General features: G+C 72.9%; 24 protein-coding genes and 1 riboswitch. Of the genes, 15 read left to right on the forward strand and 9 right to left on the reverse strand.

Features of this window, described 5'->3' with window-relative positions:
- Nucleotide 1: 1 nt before the first annotated feature.
- Complete coding sequence (locus AB0C84_RS13445) at nucleotides 2-1,495, reverse strand: class I SAM-dependent methyltransferase (protein WP_361065027.1); 1,494 nt, start codon at nucleotides 1,493-1,495, stop codon at nucleotides 2-4.
- 61 nt (nucleotides 1,496-1,556) lie between these two features.
- Between AB0C84_RS13445 and AB0C84_RS13450 the strand changes: the two genes are divergently transcribed.
- Both AB0C84_RS13450 and AB0C84_RS13455 read left to right on the forward strand, forming a co-directional pair.
- Complete coding sequence (locus tag AB0C84_RS13450; protein WP_361065030.1) at nucleotides 1,557-2,186, forward strand: helix-turn-helix domain-containing protein; 630 nt, start codon at nucleotides 1,557-1,559, stop codon at nucleotides 2,184-2,186.
- Between the two features lie 228 nt (nucleotides 2,187-2,414).
- Nucleotides 2,415-3,242 carry an alpha/beta hydrolase gene (locus AB0C84_RS13455; RefSeq protein WP_258943867.1) on the forward strand — a complete coding sequence of 276 codons (828 nt, stop codon included), beginning with the start codon at nucleotides 2,415-2,417 and terminating at the stop codon, nucleotides 3,240-3,242.
- 24 nt (nucleotides 3,243-3,266) lie between these two features.
- Here AB0C84_RS13455 and AB0C84_RS13460 read toward each other — a convergent pair whose 3' ends face one another.
- A complete protein-coding gene (locus AB0C84_RS13460; protein WP_258943868.1) occupies nucleotides 3,267-4,010 on the reverse strand; it encodes a helix-turn-helix transcriptional regulator in 744 nt (247 codons plus the stop codon).
- 55 nt (nucleotides 4,011-4,065) lie between these two features.
- Between AB0C84_RS13460 and AB0C84_RS13465 the strand changes: the two genes are divergently transcribed.
- On the forward strand, nucleotides 4,066-5,274 hold the full coding sequence (locus AB0C84_RS13465) for an MFS transporter (protein WP_361065034.1): 1,209 nt from the start codon (nucleotides 4,066-4,068) through the stop codon (nucleotides 5,272-5,274).
- Nucleotides 5,275-5,285: 11 nt separating this feature from the next.
- On the opposite strand, the gene AB0C84_RS13470 is transcribed toward AB0C84_RS13465, so the two are convergent.
- Genes AB0C84_RS13470 through AB0C84_RS13480 form a run of 3 tightly spaced genes read right to left on the reverse strand, consistent with a single transcriptional unit; the run spans nucleotide 5,286 to nucleotide 6,907 of the window.
- The gene (locus tag AB0C84_RS13470) at nucleotides 5,286-5,780 is read right to left on the reverse strand and encodes a MaoC family dehydratase (RefSeq protein WP_258943870.1); all 495 of its coding nucleotides are present in this window, start codon (nucleotides 5,778-5,780) and stop codon (nucleotides 5,286-5,288) included.
- Entirely contained in the window at nucleotides 5,752-6,279 is a 528-nt protein-coding gene (locus AB0C84_RS13475; RefSeq protein ID WP_258943871.1) for a PH domain-containing protein, read from the reverse strand. The genes AB0C84_RS13470 and AB0C84_RS13475 overlap by 29 nt, the downstream gene beginning before the upstream one ends.
- Before the next feature lie 7 nt (nucleotides 6,280-6,286).
- Complete coding sequence (locus AB0C84_RS13480) at nucleotides 6,287-6,907, reverse strand: TetR family transcriptional regulator C-terminal domain-containing protein (RefSeq protein ID WP_361065038.1); 621 nt, start codon at nucleotides 6,905-6,907, stop codon at nucleotides 6,287-6,289.
- A 52-nt stretch (nucleotides 6,908-6,959) separates the two neighbouring features.
- Between AB0C84_RS13480 and AB0C84_RS13485 the strand changes: the two genes are divergently transcribed.
- The gene (locus AB0C84_RS13485) at nucleotides 6,960-7,505 is read left to right on the forward strand and encodes a GNAT family protein (RefSeq protein ID WP_361065041.1); all 546 of its coding nucleotides are present in this window, start codon (nucleotides 6,960-6,962) and stop codon (nucleotides 7,503-7,505) included.
- Nucleotides 7,506-7,595: 90 nt separating this feature from the next.
- Complete coding sequence (locus AB0C84_RS13490; protein WP_361065044.1) at nucleotides 7,596-8,363, forward strand: TSUP family transporter; 768 nt, start codon at nucleotides 7,596-7,598, stop codon at nucleotides 8,361-8,363.
- 7 nt (nucleotides 8,364-8,370) lie between these two features.
- On the opposite strand, the gene AB0C84_RS13495 is transcribed toward AB0C84_RS13490, so the two are convergent.
- Complete coding sequence (locus tag AB0C84_RS13495) at nucleotides 8,371-9,885, reverse strand: glycoside hydrolase family 15 protein (RefSeq protein WP_361065047.1); 1,515 nt, start codon at nucleotides 9,883-9,885, stop codon at nucleotides 8,371-8,373.
- A 298-nt stretch (nucleotides 9,886-10,183) separates the two neighbouring features.
- Here AB0C84_RS13495 and sucC point away from each other — a divergent pair, with 298 nt between their 5' ends.
- From sucC to AB0C84_RS13510, 3 genes are all read left to right on the forward strand, one after another.
- Entirely contained in the window at nucleotides 10,184-11,365 is a 1,182-nt protein-coding gene (gene sucC, locus AB0C84_RS13500; protein ID WP_361065050.1) for an ADP-forming succinate--CoA ligase subunit beta, read from the forward strand.
- Between the two features lie 2 nt (nucleotides 11,366-11,367).
- Nucleotides 11,368-12,255 carry a succinate--CoA ligase subunit alpha gene (sucD, locus tag AB0C84_RS13505; protein ID WP_179846044.1) on the forward strand — a complete coding sequence of 296 codons (888 nt, stop codon included), beginning with the start codon at nucleotides 11,368-11,370 and terminating at the stop codon, nucleotides 12,253-12,255.
- 147 nt (nucleotides 12,256-12,402) lie between these two features.
- Nucleotides 12,403-14,277: a DUF6350 family protein gene (locus AB0C84_RS13510; RefSeq protein ID WP_361065053.1), complete on the forward strand. Its 1,875-nt coding sequence runs from the start codon at nucleotides 12,403-12,405 to the stop codon at nucleotides 14,275-14,277.
- A 26-nt stretch (nucleotides 14,278-14,303) separates the two neighbouring features.
- On the opposite strand, the gene AB0C84_RS13515 is transcribed toward AB0C84_RS13510, so the two are convergent.
- A complete protein-coding gene (locus AB0C84_RS13515) occupies nucleotides 14,304-14,777 on the reverse strand; it encodes a DUF4190 domain-containing protein (RefSeq protein WP_361065056.1) in 474 nt (157 codons plus the stop codon).
- A gap of 102 nt (nucleotides 14,778-14,879) precedes the next feature.
- Here AB0C84_RS13515 and purN point away from each other — a divergent pair, with 102 nt between their 5' ends.
- From purN to AB0C84_RS13535, 4 genes are all read left to right on the forward strand, one after another.
- Nucleotides 14,880-15,596, forward strand: coding sequence for a phosphoribosylglycinamide formyltransferase (purN, locus tag AB0C84_RS13520; protein WP_179846046.1), 717 nt, complete (start codon nucleotides 14,880-14,882; stop codon nucleotides 15,594-15,596).
- Nucleotides 15,593-17,158 carry a bifunctional phosphoribosylaminoimidazolecarboxamide formyltransferase/IMP cyclohydrolase gene (gene purH, locus AB0C84_RS13525; RefSeq protein WP_258943880.1) on the forward strand — a complete coding sequence of 522 codons (1,566 nt, stop codon included), beginning with the start codon at nucleotides 15,593-15,595 and terminating at the stop codon, nucleotides 17,156-17,158. The genes purN and purH overlap by 4 nt, the downstream gene beginning before the upstream one ends.
- 188 nt (nucleotides 17,159-17,346) lie before the next feature.
- Nucleotides 17,347-17,973: a GAP family protein gene (locus AB0C84_RS13530; RefSeq protein WP_361065061.1), complete on the forward strand. Its 627-nt coding sequence runs from the start codon at nucleotides 17,347-17,349 to the stop codon at nucleotides 17,971-17,973.
- A gap of 161 nt (nucleotides 17,974-18,134) precedes the next feature.
- The gene (locus AB0C84_RS13535; RefSeq protein ID WP_361065064.1) at nucleotides 18,135-18,311 is read left to right on the forward strand and encodes a hypothetical protein; all 177 of its coding nucleotides are present in this window, start codon (nucleotides 18,135-18,137) and stop codon (nucleotides 18,309-18,311) included.
- 8 nt (nucleotides 18,312-18,319) lie between these two features.
- On the opposite strand, the gene AB0C84_RS13540 is transcribed toward AB0C84_RS13535, so the two are convergent.
- Nucleotides 18,320-18,913, reverse strand: a complete 594-nt coding sequence (locus AB0C84_RS13540; RefSeq protein WP_361065067.1) for a GNAT family N-acetyltransferase — start codon at nucleotides 18,911-18,913, stop codon at nucleotides 18,320-18,322.
- 128 nt (nucleotides 18,914-19,041) lie between these two features.
- Nucleotides 19,042-19,127: riboswitch (ZMP/ZTP riboswitch) on the forward strand.
- 61 nt (nucleotides 19,128-19,188) lie between these two features.
- Here AB0C84_RS13540 and AB0C84_RS13545 point away from each other — a divergent pair.
- Nucleotides 19,189-20,049, forward strand: coding sequence for a bifunctional methylenetetrahydrofolate dehydrogenase/methenyltetrahydrofolate cyclohydrolase (locus AB0C84_RS13545; RefSeq protein ID WP_361065069.1), 861 nt, complete (start codon nucleotides 19,189-19,191; stop codon nucleotides 20,047-20,049).
- 180 nt (nucleotides 20,050-20,229) lie between these two features.
- Here the strand turns inward: AB0C84_RS13545 and AB0C84_RS13550 are convergent, their stop codons facing one another.
- Nucleotides 20,230-20,961, reverse strand: coding sequence for an FHA domain-containing protein (locus AB0C84_RS13550; protein WP_179846052.1), 732 nt, complete (start codon nucleotides 20,959-20,961; stop codon nucleotides 20,230-20,232).
- Nucleotides 20,962-21,255: 294 nt separating this feature from the next.
- Between AB0C84_RS13550 and AB0C84_RS13555 the strand changes: the two genes are divergently transcribed.
- The gene (locus AB0C84_RS13555) at nucleotides 21,256-21,696 is read left to right on the forward strand and encodes a DUF3017 domain-containing protein (protein ID WP_258944410.1); all 441 of its coding nucleotides are present in this window, start codon (nucleotides 21,256-21,258) and stop codon (nucleotides 21,694-21,696) included.
- A gap of 138 nt (nucleotides 21,697-21,834) precedes the next feature.
- A complete protein-coding gene (locus AB0C84_RS13560; protein ID WP_361065074.1) occupies nucleotides 21,835-23,052 on the forward strand; it encodes an NADP-dependent isocitrate dehydrogenase in 1,218 nt (405 codons plus the stop codon).
- The last annotated feature ends 156 nt before the right edge of the window (nucleotides 23,053-23,208 follow it).

Below are 23,208 nucleotides of genomic sequence, written 5' to 3' on the forward strand. Positions count from 1 at the left end.
GTCAGGGACGGATGGCGCTCACCAGCCACACGGAGCCGCGGATGCGGACACCGTCCGGAGTCTCGTAGGCCGTGAGGGCCGCCTGGAGCTCTTGGCGGACGCCGGTGATGGCGGACTGGTCCACGTCCTGGAGGTTGTAGCAGACAGGCCCCTGGCTGAGGACGAAGTCCGCGGCGTCGGCGGCGTCGGTGCCGTAGTCCATCGGCGCCTGGACCGGACTCGCGGTCACGTCCGTCAGGCCTGCTTCATGGAGCACCTGGCGGATGCGGTCGGGGTCGGACAGCGAGCCCATGCCGCGGGCCGCGGGCGAGGGGCGGCGCATCAGCGGCGCGAGAGCGGCGGTCGCCTTGGCGTACTCGCTGTCGGGGCCACCGGCCTGCGGGACGATGAACACCATCCGGCCGCCGGGCCGCAGCGCGCGGGCGATGTTGGCGAACGCCGCGGCGGGATCGGAGAAGAACATGACGCCGCCGCGGCTGACGACGACATCGAAGCCGCCCTCCTCGAAGGGATGGGCCTGCGCGTCGGCCTGATCGAACCGCGCGTTCCCGATGCCCTGCTCGGCCGCGTCGGCGCGGGCGCGGGCGAGCATGGGGTCGGAGATGTCGACGCCGACCGCCCGCGCCGCCCGGCGTGCGGCCAGCAGGGTGAGCTGTCCGGTGCCGCAGCCGATGTCCAGGACGGTCTCGTCCTCGCCGATCGCGGCGAGTTCCAGGAGCGGCTGATTGAAACCGCCCATCATCGCGTCGTACCGAGGGGCGTTGTCGGCCCAGGCCGTCCCCTCCCAGCCGTTCCATGCCTCGGCCTGCTGGACGTTGATGACCGTGTGCATCTCATTCCTTTCCTGTGGTGTGGCCGTGCCGGTGCGCCTGAGCGTGAACCAGAAGGTGGGCACCGGGTTCGTTCCGGGTGTGGCGTCGACGAGCTCCCAGCCGGGGAACCTGGCGCGCAGCTCGTCCGCGGTGACGCCGGAGATCGGGTCGTCGAACGCCTCGGGGCCGTAGCCGAACATCAGCAGTAGTGCGCCGGGAGCGGCGCGGTCGGTCAGGCCGGCGGCGTAGGCGTCGCGGCGGTGCGGTGGGATCCCGCAGAAGCAGCTCAGGTCGAAGAACAGGTCGTACGGACCGGGCGCGTCCAGCTCATCGAGCCGGGTGGCGTCTCCGTGCAGTAGCCGGACCGCCGTCCCCGCCGCGGTGGCCTTGGCCCGGGCCTGGTCGACCGCCCGGCCGATCAGATCGACGGCCGTGACGTCCCAGCCGTGCCGGGCCAGGTAGACGGCGTTGGTACCGGTGCCGCAGCCGAGCTCCAGCGCGCGGCCGGGCGGCAGCGCATCGCCGCCTTCCACCAGGGTGACGAGCTCCGGCGGGGTCACGCCGCTGTCCCACGGCGGCCTGCCCGAGCGGTAGTAGGTCTCCAGCTCCCGGCGGACGGCCTCCTCCTGGTCGCGTTCGGCGCCGACCCCGTGTGCCTCCGCCCCCTGAACGGCGTGGTCCATGGCCCCTCCAAAGTTTTTAGATGTGAACTCTAGTGACGGACTCTAGAGATATACTCCCGCCATGGACACCGTCAAGCGGCCGGACAAGAGGGCCGAGCGCTCACGCCGGACCCGGGGGAAGGTCGTCGAGGCGGCCCGGGAGTTGTTCGTCGCGCAGGGCTACGGGGCGACGAGCCTGCAGGAGGTCGCCGACCGGGCGGGGGTGGCCGTCCAGACGGTGTATTTCGTCTTCGGCAACAAGCGCGCGCTGTTCAAGGACGTCGTGGACACGTCCATCGCCGGGGACGCCGAGCCGGTCGCCACGATGGAGCGGGAGTGGTTCCGCGCCGCGTGCGCCGCGCCCACCGCGGCCGGCCAGTTGCGGGCGCACGTGCGCGGCACCGCGGAGATCCTCGGGCGGGTCGCCCCGATCATGTCGATGATCGCGGCCGCCGGTGCCGCCGACCCGCAGATCGCCGCGCAGTGGCCCGACGACCCCGACCCGCGCTACAGCGTGCAGCACGCCGCTGCCGAGGCGCTGGTCGCCAAGCCCGACGCACGCCCCGGCGTCTCCGCCGCGATGGCCGCGGACCTGCTGTTCGGCCTGCTCAGCCCGCAGCTGTACCTGCTCTTCGTGCAAGACCGCGGCTGGGCGCCCGACGCGTGGGAAGAGTGGGCCTACGCCACTCTGGCCGCCCAATTGTGCGGCTGAGAACCGGTGGGAACGATGAAGCGGTCGGCGAAGACGCCGCTCGCCACGCGTGCGGGCCGAGGTCCGTGTTCGTGGTGGAAGGCCAGGTAAAGACAGTTCGACCGGTCATTGGTCGTTTCGGGCGGTAGTCGGGGTATCGGTGCGGCTGGTTGCTGGACGGCCGTTTTGTCGCTGGGGCGCGGGCCGTCCGGGCCATCGTGTCCACAGGAGCGCTACGGGGGTTCGAACATGGGATTCGTCACCACTCGCGACGGCAACGAGATCTTCTACAAGGACTGGGGCGGCGGGCACACCGTGGTCTTCATCCACGGCTGGCCGCTCAACGCCGACGCGTGGGAGGACCAGATGAAGATGGTGGCCGACAACGGCTACCGCGGCATCGCCCACGACCGCCGGGGGCACGGACGCTCCAGCCAGCCCTTCAACGGCTACGACTTCGACACCTTCGCCGACGACCTCAACGACCTGATCAACAAGCTCGACCTGCGGGACGTCACGCTGGTCGCGCACTCGATGGGCGGCGGTGAACTGGCCCGCTACATCGGCCGGCACGGCACCGGACGGGTCCGCAAGGTCGTCCTGCTGTCGGCGATCACGCCGCTCATGCTCCAGGGCGAGGACAACCCCGAGGGCGTGCCCGCGGAGGCCTTCGAGGAGATCAAGAAGGGCATCCTGCGCGAACGCTCGCAGTACTGGAAGGACGCATCGGAGGCGTTCTTCTCCGCGAACCGTCCGGGCACCAAGGCCACCCAGGGCAACCGCGACGCGTTCTGGTTCATGGGCATGCAGGAGAGCATCCAGGCCGGCGTGAAGTGCGTCGACGCCTTCGCCCGCACCGACTTCCACGAGGACCTGCGCAAGTTCGACATCCCCACGCTGATCGTGCACGGCGACGACGACCAGATCGTGCCGATCGACGCGACCGCCCGCAAGGCCGCCAAGATCATTCCGAATGCCGTCCTGAAGGTGTACCAGGGGTCCTCGCACGGGATCGCGCTCGTGCCGGGCGACAAGGAGAGGTTCAACGCCGACCTGCTGGACTTCCTGAAGAACTGAGCCCGCGGAGGGCCGGCGGCCCGCTCACGCGGGGTGGTGGGCGCCGGGGGTGTGGCCGAAGGCTCGGCGGAAGACGTCGATGAAGCCGCTCGCGGACGACCAGCCGCACTGGTGGGCCACGGCGGTCACCGGCGTGTTCTCGGCCAGCAGGATCAGGGCGTGGTAGAGGCGCAGCTGGGTGCGCCACTGCGGGAACGTCATCCCGAGGTCGCTCCTGAAGAGCCGGGACAGGGTGCGGTCGCTCGCGCCGACCTCCCTGCCCAGCTCGGCGAGGGTGCGGGCGTCGGCGGGGTCGGCGTGCAGGATGTCGCACAGCGCCTTGAGGAGCGGGACGGCCGGGGCGGGCAGATGCAGCGGCTGCTGGGACGAGACGCGCAACTGGTCCAGCAGGACGGCGCGCAGCCGGGCCCGGGCGGGGGTGGCGTCGTCCGGGTCGCGGGTGTAGGCGAGGATCAGTTCGCGCAGCAGGGGGCTGACGCCGAGCACCGCCGGCTCGTCCAGCCCGAGCGGGTTGTCGGACGCGGGCAGGCCGACAAGGTGCAGTTCGAGCTCGCCGTGGGCCTGGTGGGCGTGGACGGCACCGGCCGGTATCCAGATGGCGCGGTCGGCGGGCGCCACCCAGGAGCCCGCGCCGGTGGTGACGGCCACCACGCCCCGTCCGGCGTAGGCGATCTGGTGGTCGTCGTGGCGGTGCGCGTCGATGGCGGCGCCCGGCGCCAGCGAGCGCGCCCGGGTCGGGGCGATCGGTTGATGGCGGGTTTCCTGCATCGGTTGGCAGAATATCGGAAGTCCGACACGGTCTCCCGGCGCGAGCATGAGGGACGTGTCACCGAGTTCCCGAGAAGCGGCGCGTTCACGAGAAGCAAGGCCGATCTTCCTGCTGTCCGCCGGGCATGCGTGCGTGGACGTCTACCAGGGGTCCGTGACGGCGCTCGTCCCGTTCTTCGTGGCCGAGCGCGCCTACACCTACGCCGCCGCGTCGGGCATCGTGCTCGCCGCGTCGTTGCTGTCCTCGGTGGCGCAGCCGCTGTTCGGCGCGCTCACCGACCGGTGGGCGATGCCCTGGCTGCTCCCGCTGAGCACGCTTCTGGGGGGAGTGGGGATCGCCCTGAGCGGTCTCAGCGGCGACTACGCCCTCACCCTGGCGTTCGTGGCGGTCTCCGGCATCGGGGTCGCGGCCTACCACCCCGAGTCCGCCCGCGTCGCGCGGAGGGCGAGCAGGGGCAGCCACACCGCGATGAGCTGGTTCTCCGTCGGCGGCAACATCGGGTTCGCGCTCGCGCCGCTCCTGGTCGCGGCGGTCGTCGCGACCGGCGGCCTGCGGTGCACGCCGTTCCTCGTGGTGCCGGCGCTCGCGGGCGCCGTGGTGTGCCTCCCCGTCCTGCGCGCCCTTGGGGGGACGGCCTCCGGCGGGCGCGCAGGGGCGGCGGCCGGGGTCGACGACGCACGCTCCTTCGTCAAGCTGTCGCTCGCCGTGGTCTGCCGGTCGATCGTGTTCGTGGGGCTGAGCACGTTCATCTCGTTCTACGCGCGGCAGCGCACGGGAGGGGGAGTGGCGGCGGGCACGGCGGCGCTGTTCGTCCTGTACGTCGGCGGAGCGGTGGGCACGGTGGCGGGCGGCTCCCTGGCCGCCCGCTGGGACCGGGTCACCGTCGTGCGCCGGTCGTACCTGCTGACCGTCCTCGCCGTCGCGGGCATCGTGTTCGTGCCCGGCCCCGCGTTCTACCTGTTCGTCGCGCTGACCTCCGCCGGGCTCTACGTCCCGTTCTCGCTTCAGGTCACCCTCGGGCAGGACTACCTGCCCACGCGCGTCGGCACCGCCGCCGGCGTCACCCTCGGCCTGACGGTCAGCGTCGGCGGGCTCGCGAGCCCCGTCCTCGGCGCCGTCGCCGACGCCGCGTCGCTGCGCGTCGCCCTCGCCCCGCTGATCGCGCTGCCCGCGCTGGCCTGGCTGCTGTTCCGGACGCTGCCCGAGCCCGCCGTCCCGGCGCCGGCCGCCGAGCCCCGGCCGGTGCGGGAGGGCGCCCCCTGATCCGGCGCCGCTCAGGCCGTGCGGCGGCGCAGGAGGTTCGCCGGCAGCGTGTGCAGGACGATCTGGTCGTCCTGGTTGAGGAGTTCGGCGCGGGTGGCGACGATGCCGCGGTCCGGCTTGGAGCGCGACGGGCGGGCCTCCAGGACGGCGACGCGCAGGCGCAGGGTGTCGCCGGGACGGACGGGGGCGGGCCAGCGCAGCTCGTCCACGCCGGGGGAGGCGAGGCTGGCGACCCGGGACAGGAAGTGGTCGGCGAACAGCCGCATCATGATCGAGCCGGTGTGCCAGCCGCTGGCGATGATGCCCTTGAACGGGCCGGACGCGGCGAAGTCCGGGTCCACGTGGATGGGCTGCGGGTCGAAGCGGCGGGCGAACTCGATGATCTCCGCCTCGTCCACCGTGACGTGGCCGTACTCGTAGGTCGTGCCGGCGGTGTAGTCCTCGAAGTAGCGGTCGTCGATGGGGGCGGCGAAGTCGTCACCGAGGGCGCGCGTCCTGGTCGTCATGGGACCAGGATGGCTCAGCGGCACCGGGCTCGGTGTTGCGTCGCCATTCCTCCCAGAGCCCGGCGTGCAGCCGGTAGAGGCCGTAGGGGGTGTCGCCGGACGGCTCGCTGAAGCGGGTGCCCTGGTCCACCGGCATCGACGCCAGCCTGACGGGGAAGAACGCGGCCTGGCGCTCGCGCTCCTCGGAGCGCACCTGGAGCAGCCAGTAGGAGTGGTGGGCGTCCGCGCTGATCTCGATGATCTCCGTCCACGCGAACCGGCGGCGGCCGTACCCCGAGACGAGGGTGAGGCCCTCCGCGTCCAGGATCATGCGCGTCCGCAGCTGGGGGACGACTCCGAGCGCGAGGGCGAAGCACGCGATCCCGGCGGCGAGCGCCGGGGCGCCCGCGCCGTCGCTCGCCTTCTGGATCGCCACGACGCCGAAGAGGGCGGCGATGGCGACCCCGGCGAGGATCATGCCGAGGTGGCGGGGGCAGCGCAGCGTGCGCGGCTTGGTCATCGGGGCATTATTCCTCGTCGCCGGGCGCCAGGGGGAGGGGGGAAGCCGTCGTCAGGGCGGCCAGGAAGGCGTCCAGCAGCGCGGTCTGGCGGTCTGGCGGGTAGGCGTCCGGGTCGAACAGGGCGTGCACGACGAGGCCGTGCGCGAACGCGGCGGCGGCCGCGACGGTGCCGTCCACGCCGGCCCCGGCGGGCAGTTCGCCGCGTTCGACGGCGGCCGCGGCGTGCGGCCGGAGCCGCGCGCGCCAGTTCTCGTAGCGGCGCCGCTGGCGCTCCCCGAGTTCGGGGTCGGCGAGCGCGACGTCCCACGAGCTCACCCAGATGCGGTTCATGCCGGCCGCGGCGGGGGTCAGCGGCAGGACGTCCAGGAGCGCCGCGCGCAGGGACGCCAGGCCTGGCGGTGCCTCGCGGAGCGCGCGGTTCGCGGTGCGCTCCTCGGCGAGGTCGAGGGCGTACGCGACGAGGGCCCTCTTGTTCGGGAAGTAGTGCGTGAGCAGTCCGGTGGACGCGTCCATCTCCGCCGCGACCGCGCGCAGGGTCAGGCCGCCGAAACCGCGGCCGGCCAGGACGCGCCAGACGGCCTCGGACACGTCCCGGCGGCGGGCGTCGTGATCACCTCGGGCGGGCACTCCCGTAGAGTACATAACAAACGTTCGGTACGTACCCTCCCGGGAGGCCCCCATGTTCGCTCGCACGCTCGCCGAGGGCGCTGAGCTGCGCCCGTTGGAGCCCTGGCAGGCGGCCGAGTTCGCCGCGCACGCCGACCGGGTCCGGGCGGACATCGACCGGTACATCCCCTGGGCCCGGACCGTGGTGGACGAGAAGACGGCCCGCGAGCTGCTCCAGGCCTACGCCCACAGGCAGGCCAGGGACGAGGGGCGCCTCTACGGCATCTGGGTGGACGGCGTCCTCCAGGGCGGCACGGTCTTCCGGACGTTCGACGCCGCGCAGGGCGTCTGCGAGGCGGGCGTCTGGCTCGCGGCCGAGGCCCGGGGGCGCGGGCTGGTCACCGCGGCCGTCCGCATCATGATCGACTGGGCGGTCGGCGCCAGGGGGATGCGCCGGGTGGAGTGGCTGTGCGACCCGCGCAACACCGCGAGCGCGGCCGTTGCCGAACGGCTCGGGATGACGTGCGAGGGCGTCCTGCGGCAGGCGTTCGTGCTCGACGGCGAGCGGCGGGACGTCCAGGTATGGGCGATCCTCGCCGACGAGTGGCGGGCCGCCTGAGGGAGCGGGGGCCTGGCCGGAGGCGGCGGCCGACCGGCCGCTAGGGTAATCGGTGATCTGACTTTCACTCCTTACCTCCCGGGAGCCCCCGTGCACGCCGAGCAGGTCGTCTTGCTGCTGGCCGCCGCCGTCGCGGCGGGATGGGTCGACGCCGTGGTGGGAGGCGGCGGGCTGATCCAGCTGCCCGCGCTGCTGCTGCTCAACCCGGGGCAGCCGGTCGCGACCGCGCTCGCCACCAACAAGCTGGGCTCGATCGCGGGCACCACGTCCGCCGCCGTCGCCTACGCGCGCAAGGCCAAGCCGGACGTGCGGGTGGCCCTCCCGGCGGGCCTGCTCGCGGTGTGCTGCGCCGCCGGCGGCGCCCTCTGCGCGGCGGCGATCTCCTCGGACGTGCTGAAGCCCGTCATCATGGTCGTGCTGCTGGCGGTGGCCGCGATCGTGGTGCTCAGGCCCGACCTCGGCCGGACCCCGCGGCTGGTGCTGCGGACGCGCCGCCGGGTCGCCGCCGCCGTCCTCGTCCCGGGCGTCGCGATCGCGTTCTACGACGGGCTGGTCGGGCCGGGCACCGGGACGTTCCTGGTGATCGCGTTCACCACGCTGCTCGGCATGGACTTCGTCGACGCCTCCGCCACCTCGAAGATCATCAACACGGGCACCAATCTGGGCGCGCTCGCCGTGTTCGCGGCGCAGGGGCACGTGCTGTGGGCCATCGGGCTGGCGATGGCGGTCTGCAACATCGTCGGCGCGCAGCTCGGCGCCCACATGGCGATCAGCCGCGGTGCCGGTTTCGTTCGGGTCGTCCTGCTCTGTGTCGTCGGCGCCCTCGTGCTGAAGCTCGGTTACGAGCAGTTCGGCTAGAACCCCGTCACGGGACGGGGAGAGGCCGGTCCAGCGCGGAGAGGCTCAGCAGGACCAGCGACGCCGTCCAGCCCAGGGGCGCCGGGCCCGCGGGCCTGCCCGTCACGCCGACCTTCTCCGGCAGGACGCCCAGCGACGTGCGGTGCGCGGAGAGCCAGTCGAGCCGGTCCAGCGCCTCGCCCTCGCGGCCCGACGCGGCCGCGTTCAACCCGAACAGCGCGGTCTCCGGCGTCCAGGCGACGTCGGGGTCGCCCGACCAGCGCTCGCCCGGCAGGACGCCGCCGTTCGGCAGCGCCTGCTTGCCCGCGGCGTCCGCGATCGCGGCGGTCACCCCCGGATCGGCCGGCGCGAACGGCGGGGCGAGGAACGTCACCGAGGTGTCCATCAGCCCGCCGGGGATGGGGGAGCGCGGGTAGCCGTAGGGGGCGAACTGCCTGGCCAGCGCGTCCGAGACCCGCTGCGCCGCGTGCCGCCACTGCGCCGCCTTCGCATCTTCGCCGCGCATCCGCGCGAGGTCGGCCGCCGCGCGCAGCCCCGCCAGCGCGGGGCCGACCACGCCGAGCGTCGGGCGCCGCGGGTCCTGCTCGCGCCGGTGGTCGCGTTCCCAGTAGTCGGACGAGGCGGGCGGCAGCCCCTCGGCGTCCAGGGAGCGCGCCAGATGGTCGGCGGCGCGCCGCACCATCGGCCACAGCGTGGGCAGCTCGTCCTGGTCGGTGGCCCTGACTGCGTAGAACCACGTCGACCACAGCACCCAGCCGAGCGAGTCCAGTTGCGGGGCCCGGCCGTCGGCGACGGCCGTCCCGTCGGCGTTGTACCGCGCGGCCCACATGCCGTCGTCGTGCTGCGCCCGGGCGAGGAAGTACAGGATGCGGCGCGCCTCGGCCGGATGCCCGGTCACGGTGAACGCGGCCACGGCGAACGCGGAGTCGCGGGGCCAGCAGTACCGCCACTTCGAGTACCAGGACGCGAGGGACGCGCCGTTCGGGCGGGTGAGGAGCCGGAGGTCGAGCAGGGCGCGCGTCGCCATGTCGCGGTAGGCGCCGTCCGTCGCGGTACCCGGGACGGTGCCCTGCGCCAGCCACGCGCTGTCGGACCGGACCGCCCGCTCCACCCGCGGGTCCGAGGCGTCCACGGTGATCGGCGTCTCGCCGCCGGACGGAACGAGCCGGACCTGCCCGTCCGGGAGCCTGACGACCGAGCTGCCCGGCAGGTAGGAGGCCCCCTCGGCCTGGTCGGGGGCCAGCGGGACGCCCGCGAACGGCCATCCGCCGCCGCCGACGAGCCCGGGGCTCGCCCAGCCGGGGGCGGGCGGCTCGGGGACGGTGGCGCCGCCGGTCGCGACGAGCGCCGCCACGATGAGCAGGCCGGCGGTGCGCCGCACCTTGCGGGCGCCCGACCGGCCGCGCGGCGCGGCGCGGCGGCGCGGGGTGGTGGGCCCGCCCGCGGGCGGCGGGACGGATATGACGGGCGCGACGGGGACGGGTGCCGCGACGGATGTGTCGCGTCTCTCAGCCATCGCCATGCGTTCGCCCCCTGTCCGCCTGGCCGTCTCGCCGAATTAGTACATCAAACTATGTCAATCGGTTCATCCTCCTCACGAGCCACTCGTGCCCTCCCCTGAGGATGAGCACACCTACCGCCCGGCGCGCTCCCCTTCAAGGGAAGTCCGCGTGACATACGGACCCGGCGGCCTCACCATGAGGATGGGTTGACTAGGCTGCATCGACGGAGCGGACCGCCGAGTGCCGGCCGCACGGACACCCGTGTAACCCCCACTCGTGTGGTCACATTTGGCAGTCGATCCGTAAAAGGACGCCCTCGTGGACCTGTTCGAACATCAGGCGAAGGAACTCTTCGCCGAGTACGGGGTACCGGTGCCGACCGGCAAGGTCGCCCATACTCCCCAGGAAGCCCGAGACATCGCGGCGGAGCTGTTCGCCGCGGGGAGCTCGAAGGTCGTGGTCAAGGCCCAGGTGAAGACCGGGGGCCGCGGCAAGGCCGGCGGCGTGAAGCTGGCCGACTCCGCCGACGAGGCCGAGCAGCTCGCCGGCCGGATCCTCGGCATGGACATCAAGGGCCACACGGTCCACAAGGTCCTGGTCGAGGAGGGCAGCGCGATCGCGCAGGAGTACTACTTCTCCTTCCTGCTCGACCGCGCCAACCGGACCTTCCTGTCCATCTGCTCCGTCGAGGGCGGCGTGGAGATCGAGGAGGTGCCGCACGACCGGCTGGCGATGGTGCCGGTCTCGCCGCTGGAGGGCGTCGACCGCGCCCGGGCCCGCGAGATCGCCGAGAAGGGCCGCCTCCCGCAGGAGGCCCTCGACGGCGCCGCCGAGCTGATCGAGCGGCTGTGGGCCGTGTTCACCGACGAGGACGCCTCCCTCGTCGAGGTGAACCCGATGATCCTCACCGCCGACGGCCAGGTGAAGGCCCTCGACGGCAAGGTCTCCCTGGACGACAACGCCTCGTTCCGCCAGGACGACCACGAGAGGCTCGAGGACAAGGCCGCGGCCGACCCCCTGGAGGCGGCGGCGAAGGCCAAGGACCTCAACTACGTCAAGCTGGACGGCAGCGTCGGCATCATCGGCAACGGCGCCGGGCTCGTCATGTCCACCCTCGACGTGGTCGCCTACGCGGGCGAGCAGTTCAACGGCCAGAAGCCCGCGAACTTCCTCGACATCGGCGGCGGCGCGTCCGCCGAGGTGATGGCGAACGGGCTGGAGATCGTCCTGTCCGACGCCGACGTCAAGTCCGTCTTCGTCAACGTCTTCGGCGGCATCACCGCCTGCGACGCCGTCGCCAACGGCATCGTGTCGGCCTACAAGCTCCTGGCCGACCGCGGCGAGACCGTCAACCGCCCGCTCGTCGTCCGGCTGGACGGCAACAACGCCGAACTCGGGCGCAAGATCCTCAACGACGCGGCGCTGCCCGGCGTCCAGCAGGTCGACACCATGGACGACGCGGCCAGGCGCGCCGCCGAACTCGCAGCGGCAGGTGCATGACAATGGCCATCTGGCTCACCGAGAACAGCAAGATCATCGTCCAGGGCATCACGGGCTCCGAGGGCACCAAGCACGGCCGCCGGATGCTCGCCTCCGGCGCCCAGGTCGTCGGCGGCGTGAACGCCCGCAAGGCCGGGCAGACGGTCGACTTCGACGGCACGACCCTCCCGGTGTTCGGCACCGTCAAGGAGGCCATGCAGGAGACCGGCGCCGACGTCTCCGTCGTGTTCGTCCCGCCGAAGTTCACCAAGGACGCCGTGGTCGAGGCGATCGACGCCGGGATCCCGCTCTGCGTCGTCATCACCGAGGGCATCCCGGTGCACGACACCGCCTTCTTCTGGGCGTACGCGGAGTCCAAGGGGAACAAGACGCGGATCATCGGGCCGAACTGCCCCGGCATCGCGTCCCCCGGCAAGTCGAACGCCGGCATCATCCCGGCCGACATCACGACGCCCGGCCGCATCGGCCTGGTGTCCAAGTCGGGCACGCTGACCTACCAGATGATGTACGAGCTGCGCGACATCGGCTTCTCCACCTGCGTCGGCATCGGCGGCGACCCCGTCATCGGGACCACCCACATCGACGCGCTCCAGGCGTTCCAGGACGACCCGGAGACCGACGCCATCGTGATGATCGGTGAGATCGGGGGCGACGCCGAGGAGCGCGCCGCCGCCTACATCGAGCAGCACGTGACCAAGCCGGTCGTCGGCTACGTCGCCGGGTTCACCGCCCCCGAGGGCAAGACCATGGGCCACGCCGGCGCCATCGTGTCCGGCTCCGCCGGCACCGCGCAGGCGAAGAAGGAGGCCCTGGAGAAGGTCGGCGTCCGGGTCGGCAAGACCCCGAGCGAGACCGCCGTCCTCATGCGGGAGATCATGCAGAACCGCTGATCCCCCCGGACCATCCGAAAGACGCCCGAGCCGCCCCGCGGTCCGGGCGTCTTTCGCGTCCCGGCCGCCGCCGCGGGGCGTGATCACAAAGGCGACACGCCGGGCGGGCGGGCCTTGCGGGGGCGGGCGCGGTGCCAGCATGGACCGGTGAGCGACAAGACCCCCGGGCAGCGCGCGAAGCGGGAGCCGTCGAAGGCCGCACCGGCGAAGGGTGCGGGGCCGAAGGGCGCGCCCTCCAAGCCCGCGCCCTCCAAGCCCGCGCCGCCGCCGGCCGAGGCGGGCCGGGCCGCCGCGCCGCCGGGCGCCGACTCCGCGCGCGGCCGCAAGCCGGCCGCCCCCGCCAGGCCGCTGTACGTCACGGGGCTCGTCGCGGCGCTGTGGTGCATCGGCATCGGGCTCGCGGTGCTCACCACGATCACGCTGATCGGCTGGATCGCCGCGCCGAAGACCGCGCTCGGCCACGGCATGGCCGGGGTGTTCCGGACGGCCGTGAACTTCTGGCTGGTCTCGCACCACGCGGGCTTCTCCTACGGGCAGGGGCGGTTCGGGCTCCTCCCGCTCGGCGTGCTCGTCCTGCCCGGGGTCCTGCTGTACCGGGGCGGCGGGTGGATGATCCGGGTGGCGGGCCTGCCGCACCGGCAGCGCACCGCCGTCCTGCACGTGGCCGTCGCGCTGGCCGTCCCGTACGCGGCGCTGGCCGGGCTGCTCGCGCTCGCGGCGTCGTCGAAGGAGGTCCGGCCGTCGGCGTGGCAGGCGCTCGTCGGGTGCTTCCTCGTCGCCGCCGTCGCGGGCGGGCTCGGCGCGGCGCGGGCGATCGTGGTGGCGGAGGCCCGGGGGCGGCGCGTCCGGTCCGGGCTGGGCGCGCTGCTGCGGCTGCTGCCCGAGCGGCCGCGCTCCCTGGTGATCGGCGTGGCGGGGTCGCTGAGCGTGCTGCTCGCCTCGGGCGCGCTGCTCGTCGGCGGGTCCCTCGCCACGCACCTGTCGGACGCCGGCGACCTCTACGACATGCTCGCCCCCGGAGCCGTCGGCGGCGTCCTCCTGCTGCTGGTCGAGCTGGCGTTCCTGCCGAACGCGGCGATCTGGGGCATGGCCTACGCGGTCGGCCCCGGCTTCTCCGTCGGCGCCGGGACGAGCGTCTCCCCGACCGGGGTGTTCCTGGACGCCGTGCCCGCGTTCCCGCCGCTCGCGGCCCTTCCCCAGCCGGGCCCGGCGCCCGCGATCTCGCTGCTGGCGCTGGCGGCGCCGTTCGTCGCGGGCGCGGTGGGCGGCGTCCTGACGATCCGGTCGCTGCCGAGCCCGGTGTCGGAGGGCGCACCGCTGTGGGGCTTCGTGTCGGGCGCCCTGACCGGGGCCGTCGCGGCGCTGCTGAGCGCGCTGGCCGGAGGGCCGCTCGGCGGCGGGCGGATGGCGACCGTGGGCCCGTCGGCGTGGCAGGTGGGGCTGCTGGCCGCCCTCGAGGTGGGGATCTCGGCGGCGATCGCGGCGTGGGTGGCGAACTGGATGGTGCTGCGGCGTCCGGAGGGCGCCCCGTCCAGGAGATCGGGTCCCCGGAAGCGGGCGGCGAAGAAGGCCTCCGCCGCGAAGGCGCCTTCCAAGAAGAGGGCGGCGAAGAAGGCCGCCGAGCCGAAGAAGCAGGTGCGACCGGCTCCGGAGCCCGCCATGCCGCTGTCGGCGCCCGTCCCCGAGGACTACGACCTGCGCCTGGAGGGCCCGCCCAAGCCGGCGCCGAAGGCCCCGCACGCTCCGGACCCGCTGGAGTTCGAGGAGGCCGAGCCCGTCCTCGCGCCCCGGCGGCCCCGCCGCCGGGCGGACCCGGTGCCGGGCCCCGTCGAGGACGAGCCCCCGCCGCCGGGCGACGGCACGATCGTCGTCGAGGGCCACCTGGAGCCCGAGGAGCCCGCCGGGCACGAGCCCGCCGAGGAGCGGCGCCCCGTCCCGCCGCCCCGCGAGGACTCGGGACGCACCGAGAACCGGGGCGGCGCCATCTACGTCCTGCGCGACGACCCCGACCAGGACCTCTAGCCGCGATCAGGGCGGGTCAGAGCAGGTCAGAGCAGGTCGCCGTACTTGTCCATGCTGCCGGCGGGAAGGTCGAGCTTCTTCTCGATCTTCGGGTAGTACTTCGCGCGGCACGCCTGCTTGTCGGTGGTGGTGTTGGACGTGCTGACGCAGCTCTGGTAGCCGCTCAGCTCCGTCCAGAGGAACGCCGTCAGGGAGACCGACAGCAGCGAGAACACCAGCCCGATCGAGCCGAGCACGATGCCGGGGACGGCGCCGGGGGCGGCGTCGTGCGTGCGGCGCGCGCTCCGGCGGGCCCTGACGCCGACGACCAGCGCGGCGATGCCGAGCACCAGGCCGAGCGGGTAGAAGAAGAACGCGGTCAGCAGGGCGATGCCGCCGAGCCACAGGGCCCGCCAGCCGGTGCGCCGCCCGCCCTGGCGCGGCCCCGCGGGCGGCTCTCCCGCGGGCCGCGCGTCCGGGCGGTCTTCGGGCTGGGCCGGACGGTCCGGCTGGTCGCTCACGTTCTTCTCCTCCATGCGGGGTGTTCGTACGGTCTGGGGTGAGGCGGCGCCGGGGCCGCCCGATAGGCTTCGTGTCGTCCCAGTAACGTCCACCGGGGAGTCATGGTGTCCGCCCGGCTCGTCGTCCTCGTCTCCGGCGCGGGGACCAACCTACAAGCGCTGCTCGACGCGTGCGCGGATCCAGCCTACGGTGCGAAAGTGGTGGCCGTGGGGGCGGACCGCCCCGATATCGGCGGAACCGAGCGTGCCGAACGGGCGGGTTTGCCGACTTTCACCCTCTGCATACCTGATTTCCCGTCCCGGGACGACTGGGACGCGGCGCTCGCCGGGACGGTCGCCGAGTACGAGCCCGACCTCGTGGTGTCCGCCGGCTTCATGAAGATCCTCGGCCCGCGGTTCCTGGCGCGCTTCGGCGGCCGGACGGTCAACACCCACCCCGCGCTGCTGCCGTCCTTCCCCGGCGCGCACGCCGTACGGGACGCCCTGGCGTACGGGGTGAAGGTCACGGGCTGTACGGTTCACTTCGTCGACGAAGGCGTGGACACCGGACCCGTCATCGCCCAGGAGAGCGTCCCCGTGGGCCGGCATGACGACGAGGACTCCCTGCACGAGCGGATCAAGCAGGTGGAGCGCCGGCTCCTCGTCGACGTCGTCGGACGGCTGGCCCGCGACGGATGGACCGCGAGCGGCAGGCGGGTCTCGATGAAGTGCCGGACCGGCGCGGACGCGCCCGGCGGTGAGGGCTCCGCCACGGGTTCGTCCGGCAGCGGTTCGTCTGACAGGGGTTCGTCCGAATCAAGAGGGGAGCTCGGCCGGTGAGTCGGGTGGCGATTGAGCGCGCGCTGATCAGTGTGTACGACAAGTCCGGACTGGAGGAGCTGGCCCGCGGCCTGCACGAGGCGGGAGTGGAGATCGTCTCGACCGGGTCGACGGCGGGCCGGATCTCGGCCGCCGGGGTCCCGGTGATGAAGGTGGAGAAGCTCACCGGGTTCCCCGAGTGCCTGGACGGACGGGTCAAGACCCTGCACCCGAAGGTGCACGCGGGCCTGCTCGCCGACCGGCGCAAGGAGGACCACCTCCAGCAGCTCGACGACCTGGCCGTCGAGCCGTTCGACCTCGTCGTCGCGAACCTGTACCCGTTCGCCGACACGGTGGACTCGGGCGCGGCGCCGGACGAGTGCGTCGAGCAGATCGACATCGGCGGCCCCACGATGGTCCGCGCCGCCGCGAAGAACCACGCGAGCGTGTCCGTCGTGGTGGACCCGTCCGCCTACGGGACGGTCCTGGACGCCGTGCGGGCCGGCGGGTTCACCCTGGAGGAGCGCCGCCGCCTGGCCGCGCGGGCGTTCGCGCACACCGCGTCCTACGACGTGGCCGTGGCCTCCTGGTTCGCGGGCGACTACGCGCCCGACGAGACCGCCGCCGAGACGCGGTGGCCCGACTTCCTCGGCGCCACGTGGGAGCGCTCGAACACCCTGCGGTACGGCGAGAACCCGCACCAGCGGGCCGCCCTGTACCGCTCGCCGGGCGAGAAGGGCCTGGCCGGGGCCGAGCAGCTCTACGGCAAGGAGATGTCCTACAACAACTACGTCGACACCGACGCCGCGCGCCGCGCCGCCTACGACTTCACCGAGCCGTGCGTCGCGATCATCAAGCACGCCAACCCGTGCGGCATCGCGGTCGGCGCCGACATCGCCGAGGCGCACCGCAAGGCGCACGCCTGCGACCCGGTGTCGGCGTACGGCGGCGTGATCGCGGCGAACCGGCCGGTCACCGCGGACCTGGCCCGCCAGGTCACCGAGAGCTTCGCCGAGGTGCTGGTCGCCCCGTCCTTCGAGGACGAGGCCGTGACCGTTTTGAAGGACCGCTTCAAGAACATCCGCCTGCTGGTCTGCCCGGACGCCCCGGCGGGCGGCGCCGAGTACCGGCGCGTCGACGGCGGCGTGCTGCTGCAGGAAGTGGACCGCGTGGACGCCGGCGGCGACGACCCGTCCGCCTGGGAGCTGAAGACCGGCGCCGCCGCGGACGAGGCGACCCTGCGCGATCTGGCGTTCGCGTGGCGGGCGATCCGCTCGGTGAAGTCCAACGCGATCCTGCTGGCCGCGGACGGCGCGACCGTCGGCGTCGGCATGGGCCAGGTCAACCGGGTCGACTCCGCCAAGCTCGCCGTCGCGCGGGCCGGGCAGGAGCGCGCCGCGGCGTCGGTGGGCGCGTCCGACGCGTTCTTCCCGTTCCCGGACGGCCTGGAGGTGCTGGCCGAGGCGGGCGTCCGCGCGATCGTCGAGCCTGGCGGGTCCGTCAACGACGACAAGGTGATCGCCGCGGCGGAGAAGGCCGGCGTCACCCTCTACTTCACCGGCGTCCGGCACTTCTTCCACTAGGAGGCCGCGGGCACGCCGTCCTGCCGGGCGCGCCGGCGGGGTCCGCCCCGCCGGCGCGCCCGCGTACGGAAAGGATCAGTCCCCGGTCAAGAACGCGTCGACCAGGGGGTCCTCCTTCGGCGGCTCCTCTACCGTGAGTCCTGACGAGGGCGGTTCCCGCGCTGCGGGAGACACGGCGGGGAGGTGCCATGAGTCTCCAGGTGCTCCCGCTGGCCATCACGATGATGGCCGGGCCCCAGATCATGTCCGCGATCATCCTGGTGACGACGCCGCGGCCGGTGCGGGCCTCGCTGGCGTTCCTGGCGGGCGTGGCCGTCTCGGCGAGCGCGGGGGTCGCCGTCGCGCGGGGCATCTTCGCGCTGGTGGGCAGCGGCGTGGACATCGGCAAGCCCTCCGACGACAGCTCGGTGGGAAAGATCGTCCAGTACGTGCTGATCGCGCTGCTGCTGCTGGCCATCCTGCGCAACTACGTGAAGCGGGCCACGATCGAGCCGCCCAAATGGCTCGGGTCGCTGATGAGCGCCGGACCCGGCCGGGCCTTCAAGACCGGGCTGCTGCTGATCATCCTGATGCCCTCCGACATCCTCGTGATGCTCACCGTGGGCGCCAACCTCGCACAGCACCACGAGGGCGTGGCGGCGGCGGCCGTCTTCGTCGGCGCGACGCTGCTGGTCGCGGCGCTGCCGCTGCTCGCCCTGCTGCTGTTCCACCGGCGTGCCGAACGCGCCATGCCCCGCGCGCGGGAGTGGATGACGAACAACAGCTGGATGGTCAACATCATCTGCTGCCTGATCTTCATCGCGATCATCCACTGAGGGACGGCCCCGCTCGCCCTCGCGTCCTCCGCGACCCGCGCTTTCGTGACCGGTTTCCCGCCGCGGGACCGCGCACGGCCGTCGCACAGGTAGCCTCGGGGCTGCCGCGCCCCCCTGACCCTCCCTTGACCTCGGCGCGGGCGTTCCGTGGTGGAGGCGGGATGAATCTGCTGATGTCCCTCATGCTCGGCGTCGTCTACCAGGCCGACTTGCTGCTGATGGAATCCCGGCAGGTGATCGGGCTGATCGCCGCCTTCCTGGCCGCGATGCTCGCCGCCCAGTTCGGCTGGCACGGCACCGACCGCCTCATCGGCCGGCGCCAGCGCTCCGAGGACTGAGGGGCCGTTCAGCGCAGTCTCGCGCGCAGGGCGCGTTCGGCGGCGGGCCAGTCGTCGTCCGTCATCGCGTAGGCGGCGGTGTCGCGGATCGAGCCGTCCGCGCGGATCCGGTGCTTGCGGTGGACGCCCTCGAACGCCGCCCCGAGCCGCTCGATCGCCGCGCGCGACCGCTCGTTGCGGACGTGCGTGTGCCAGCCGACCCTGATCGCCCCCAGGTCGCCGAACGCGCGGCCCATGAGGAGCAGCTTCGCCTCGGTGTTGAGCCCCGTCCGCTGCCACCGCGACCCGATCCAGGTGTGGCCGATGCACAGGCCACGGTCGGACGGGGAGATCTCGTAGTAGGACGTCGTCCCGGCGACCTCGCCGGTCGCCGCGTCGATCTGGACCCAGGGCAGGCGCAGCCCGCGCTCGCAGGCCGCCAGCGCCTGGTCGACCTGCGCGCGCATGTCCCCGGCGTTCCGCGGCTGCCGCTGGCTCATCCAGGTCCACAGCTCCGGGTCCTTGCACGCCTCGAACAGGCCCGCCGCGTGCTCGGCGGAAAGCGGCTCCAGCCGCACGTATCGCCCGGTCAGGACGGGCCGCTCGAACCATTCGTCGTTCATGCGGAGCACGCTAGGAGCCAGGGACGGCATCCGGCAGAGCCACTCGGCGTCCTTTTTCGCAAGCCACTCCCGCGTCCGCCCTCTGCGCGAGGCCGCGGAGCCCTCGGATCCAGGCGGCCGGTTAGCATGGGGGCCTACGCGACTGGCGCGGTCAAGGTGGATCACCACCGGGGAGCGAACGACAGTCCGGACACCGCGCGCCTGGGTGACCGGGACCCCTCAGGCCGGGCTCCGCGCCCGGGGCCGGTCCCGGCCGAGATCACCCGGAGGAACGCATGACGGCACAGATTCTGGACGGCAAGGCCACGGCCGCCGAGATCCGCTCGAACCTCAAGGTCCGCGTCGAGGCGCTCCGCGAGCGCGGCGTCTCCGTCGGGCTCGGCACCGTCCTGGTCGGCGACGACCCCGGCAGCCACTCGTACGTGAACATGAAGCACCGCGACTGCGCCGAGGTCGGCATCGAGAGCATCCGCCGCGACCTGCCCGCCACCGCCTCGCAGGGCGAGGTGGAGCGCGCCGTCGCCGAGCTGAACGCCGACTCCGCCTGCACCGGCTACATCGTCCAGCTGCCGCTCCCGAAGGGCCTGGACGAGCAGCGCGTGCTGGAGCGCATCGACCCGGCCAAGGACGCCGACGGCCTGCACCCGACCAACCTCGGCCGGCTCGTCCTGATGCAGCCGGGCCCGCTGCCGTGCACGCCGAAGGGCATCGTCGAGCTGCTGCGCCGGTTCGACGTCCCGCTGAAGGGCGCCGAGGTCACCGTCGTCGGCCGCGGCATCACCGTCGGCCGCTCCCTCGGCCTGCTGCTGACCCGCCGCAGCGAGAACGCGACCGTCACGCTCTGCCACACCGCCACCCGCGACCTCGCCGAGCACACCCGCAAGGCCGACATCGTCGTGGCCGCGGCCGGGGTCCCCGGCCTCATCACCGCCGGCATGGTCAAGCCCGGCGCCGCCGTCCTGGACGTGGGCGTGTCCCGCGTGGACGGCAAGCTCGCCGGCGACGTCGCCGCCGACGTCCGCGACGTCGCCGGCTGGGTCGCGCCCAACCCCGGCGGCGTCGGCCCGATGACCCGCGCCATGCTCCTGGCGAACGTCGTCGAGGCCGCCGAGCAGGCCACCGGACCGGCGGCCTGACCAGGCGCAGTACCGGCACCGACCGCGGACGGGCACGCCGCGGGGGCCGCCACCAGCACCCGGGTGGCGGCCCCCGCCCGCATGGCCCTGGGCCGCGCCGTCACTTGCGCGGCCGCATCGGGGGCTGAGCGATCGCCCTCCGGGTTGCGCTGCCGGGGGAGGGCGACCGCGGGTCTCACATCAGCTTGCCCTCCGTCCCGCGGCCGTGCTGTGCGCCGGGCGGCCCGGGGCGTGAGCATGGCCGGTCGTGCCCGGCCGGCGCGTCTCGGTGGTGCCGCGCACCCCGGGGACGCGCCCGTCCATCGGCGGACGGCCCTGCTGGGGCACGTGCACCGGCGGCAGCGGGCGGACGAGGCCCATCGCGATGACCTCGTTGGCGAGCCGAGTGCGCCGGTTGGCGCCCTCGGGGATCCGGAACTTCTGGTAGAGGCGCAGCAGGTGCTGCTTGACCGCGGCCTCCGTGACGACCAGCTCGCCGGCGATGTCGCGCGCCGTGGCCGGGGCCACGAACGCCTCGTCGGACAGGGCGGGCCGGCACAGCGAGGTCAGCACGTCGACCTCCCGGCGGGTGAGCTCGGGCGCGACGGCGCGCCGCAGTTCGACGTCCGGGTCGACCTCCTCACGGGGGATGCCCCCCAACCGGCAGCGCGCCGTGCCGAAGCTCACGACGTCACCGTCCTCCAGCACACGGCGGGCGATCGGCCGGCCGTTGACGCGCGTCCCGTTGCGGGACAGGCCCATGTCCACCACGTAGACGTACGGGCCGCGTCGAACGATCTCTGCGTGCAAACGGGACACAGACGGGTCGTCGAGGCGGATGTCCACTCCTCTCCCTCTCCCGACCGTCGTAACGTCGGGGCGCAGCGGCACCACCAGCCCGCTGTCCTCGATCCGCATGAACGGCCCCTCCACGGCAGTCCTCCCAGCTAGTTAGCGACCCCTGTCTGCCGGGTTACCCGGGTGCCATGCCGTCACACCCTCCTACTGGCGAGTAGGACCGATGGCGCAGGGGATTGCGGGCTCTCGGCCATCACCTTGGGCACATAGGTCCCATCCGCATTTCGGCGGCGGGTGACAAGCCGGACTCTTCCCCCGCCGCCTCCCTTGCCTCTCCGTCCCGACCCATTCGCGTCCCCTCGCGGCTCGCTCCCGCCGGCCGGGGGCGCGATGTCGTGCCGGGGCCCGATTGCCTATACCGTGAGGGCCATGAGCACCCAGGTGCACCGGCGCAGGCGCAAGGCGCCGCGTCGGAGGAGCGCCGCCCCGCACTGGCTCGCGCGGCTGCCGTACCTCCTCGTGCTCAGCGGCGTCGGCGCCGGGCTCGGGCTGTGCGCCTTCAACTACTTCCGCAAGGGCTCGGGCCTGATGGCCGCCGCGCTGCTCATCGGCGCGCTCGCCCGGCTGCTGCTGCCCGAGTCGCAGCTCGGTTCGCTCGCCGTCCGGAGCCGGTCGGTCGACTGCTGGACGCTCGTCATCCTCGGCGAGATGGTCGCGTTCGTGTCGCTGAGCGTCCCGCCGATGAACAAGACCGGGCTCGTCCTCGCCGGCGCGTTCGGCGTGGTGATCGCGCTCACGATGCTGGTGCGCGGTGTGCGGCTGGTCCTCGCCGGGCGCTCGGCCCGGGCGGGTGAGCCGCCGCCCGGCTAGCGCGTCGGCGCAGGTCAGGGCGGAGGCGGCGGGTCTCGGGGCCAGGGCAGGTCTAGACCTCATGACCGCCTCGGCTAGCCTAGCCAGTTGAGCCTTACAAGGACTGCTGGCCAGGTGTAGGAAAGGGACAGCAACAGCATGCCCAAGATCAAAGTAGCGGGCCCGGTCGTCGAACTCGACGGCGACGAAATGACGCGGATCATCTGGAAATTCATCAAGGACCAGTTGATCCTGCCTTACCTCGATGTGGACCTGAAGTACTACGACCTGGGGATCGAGCACCGTGACGCCACGGACGACCAGGTCACCGTCGACGCCGCCAAGGCCATCCTGGAGCACGGCGTCGGCGTGAAGTGCGCGACCATCACCCCCGACGAGGCGCGCGTCGAGGAGTTCGGCCTGAAGAAGATGTGGCGGTCCCCGAACGGGACGATCCGCAACATCCTGGGCGGTGTGATCTTCCGCGAGCCGATCGTCGTCTCCAACATCCCGCGCCTGGTCCCCGGCTGGACGAAGCCGATCATCATCGGCCGCCACGCCCACGGCGACCAGTACAAGGCCACCGACTTCGTCGTGCCGGGCCCCGGCAAGGTGACGATCACCTACACCCCCGAGAACGAGGGTGAGCCGATGGAGTTCGAGATCGCCTCGTTCCCCGGCGGCGGCGTGGCCATGGGCATGTACAACTACGACGACTCGATCCGCGACTTCGCCCGGACGAGCATGCGGTACGCGCTGAGCCGCGAGATGCCGCTGTACATGTCGACGAAGAACACGATCCTCAAGGCCTACGACGGCCGGTTCAAGGACCTCTTCCAGGAGATCTACGAGACCGAGTTCAAGGCCGAGTTCGAGTCCAAGGGCCTCACCTACGAGCACCGGCTGATCGACGACATGGTCGCGGCGGCGCTGAAGTGGGAGGGCGGGTTCGTCTGGGCCGCCAAGAACTACGACGGCGACGTCCAGTCCGACACCCTCGCGCAGGGCTTCGGCTCGCTCGGCCTGATGACCTCCGTCCTCATGACCCCCGACGGCAAGACCGTCGAGGCGGAGGCCGCGCACGGCACGGTGACCCGGCACTACCGGCAGCACCAGCAGGGCAAGCCGACGTCGACCAACCCGATCGCGTCGATCTTCGCCTGGACGCGCGGGCTGGAGCACCGCGGCAAGCTCGACGGCCAGCCCGAGGTCATCGACTTCGCCCGCAAGCTGGAGCAGGTCTGCATCGAGACCGTCGAGAGCGGCCAGATGACCAAGGACCTGGCGCTGCTCGTCGGCGGGGAGACCCCCTGGCTGACCACGCAGGGCTTCCTGGAGGCGCTCGACACCAACCTCCAGAAGAAGATCGGCGGCTAGTACGCGCCGGTCCCCCTCGCGCAGGCGGTGACGAAGGCCGTTCCGGATCCGTCCGGGACGGCTTTCCGCCTGTCCGGACGGGGGCCGCGCACCGGGAGGCGCACCTGCGCGGTGGCGGGCGGGACGTGCGCGATAGCCTGGCACCGCAACTATCTC

The organism is Actinomadura sp. NPDC048955 (assembly GCF_040649435.1).
Lineage (GTDB): Bacteria > Actinomycetota > Actinomycetes > Streptosporangiales > Streptosporangiaceae > Spirillospora > Spirillospora luteofluorescens.

Coding starts and splice junctions, on each gene's coding strand:
- AB0C84_RS13540 (WP_361065067.1), bottom strand. CDS start 18,913: ATGAACGACGAATGGTTCGAGCGGCCCGTCCTGACCGGGCGATACGTG.
- AB0C84_RS13535 (WP_361065064.1), top strand. CDS start 18,135: ATGAATCTGCTGATGTCCCTCATGCTCGGCGTCGTCTACCAGGCCGAC.
- AB0C84_RS13455 (WP_258943867.1), top strand. CDS start 2,415: ATGGGATTCGTCACCACTCGCGACGGCAACGAGATCTTCTACAAGGAC.
- AB0C84_RS13485 (WP_361065041.1), top strand. CDS start 6,960: ATGTTCGCTCGCACGCTCGCCGAGGGCGCTGAGCTGCGCCCGTTGGAG.
- AB0C84_RS13560 (WP_361065074.1), top strand. CDS start 21,835: ATGCCCAAGATCAAAGTAGCGGGCCCGGTCGTCGAACTCGACGGCGAC.
- AB0C84_RS13445 (WP_361065027.1), bottom strand. CDS start 1,495: ATGGACCACGCCGTTCAGGGGGCGGAGGCACACGGGGTCGGCGCCGAA.
- AB0C84_RS13545 (WP_361065069.1), top strand. CDS start 19,189: ATGACGGCACAGATTCTGGACGGCAAGGCCACGGCCGCCGAGATCCGC.
- sucD (WP_179846044.1), top strand. CDS start 11,368: ATGGCCATCTGGCTCACCGAGAACAGCAAGATCATCGTCCAGGGCATC.
- AB0C84_RS13450 (WP_361065030.1), top strand. CDS start 1,557: ATGGACACCGTCAAGCGGCCGGACAAGAGGGCCGAGCGCTCACGCCGG.
- AB0C84_RS13460 (WP_258943868.1), bottom strand. CDS start 4,010: ATGCAGGAAACCCGCCATCAACCGATCGCCCCGACCCGGGCGCGCTCG.
- AB0C84_RS13495 (WP_361065047.1), bottom strand. CDS start 9,885: ATGGCGATGGCTGAGAGACGCGACACATCCGTCGCGGCACCCGTCCCC.
- AB0C84_RS13530 (WP_361065061.1), top strand. CDS start 17,347: ATGAGTCTCCAGGTGCTCCCGCTGGCCATCACGATGATGGCCGGGCCC.
- AB0C84_RS13555 (WP_258944410.1), top strand. CDS start 21,256: ATGAGCACCCAGGTGCACCGGCGCAGGCGCAAGGCGCCGCGTCGGAGG.
- AB0C84_RS13470 (WP_258943870.1), bottom strand. CDS start 5,780: ATGACGACCAGGACGCGCGCCCTCGGTGACGACTTCGCCGCCCCCATC.
- AB0C84_RS13475 (WP_258943871.1), bottom strand. CDS start 6,279: ATGACCAAGCCGCGCACGCTGCGCTGCCCCCGCCACCTCGGCATGATC.
- purN (WP_179846046.1), top strand. CDS start 14,880: ATGGTGTCCGCCCGGCTCGTCGTCCTCGTCTCCGGCGCGGGGACCAAC.